1 protein-coding gene is annotated in these 271 nt (G+C 52.0%); it reads left to right on the top strand.

Features of this window, described 5'->3' with window-relative positions; translation table 11 throughout:
* On the top strand, window positions 1-271 hold a 271-nt coding region (locus AC2Q9J_RS17940), incomplete at both ends, for an Hsp70 family protein (RefSeq protein ID WP_499042039.1).

The raw sequence follows: 271 nt of genomic DNA, 5'->3' as shown, positions 1-271 counted from the left end.
GGTTGAGATCCGGGGTGAGACGAAGACCTTCTTGCCGGAGGAAATTTCGTCTATGGTGTTGACAAAGATGAAGGAAACAGCTGAAAGCTATCTGGCAAAGACTGTCACCAAGGCAGTCATCACTGTGCCTGCCTACTTCAATGATGCTCAGCGTCAAGCCACAAAGGATGCTGGGGCCATCGCAGGTTTGGAGGTCCTGCGTATCATCAATGAGCCCACAGCTGCTGCCATTGCGTATGGTTTGGACAAAGTGAAGGACAACCGAGAGCGG

This window comes from Planococcus sp. RAB007_Raresut (assembly GCF_057369535.1).
The sequence above is the reverse complement of the archived record's forward strand: the minus strand, read 5'-3'. Positions and strand labels throughout refer to the sequence as shown.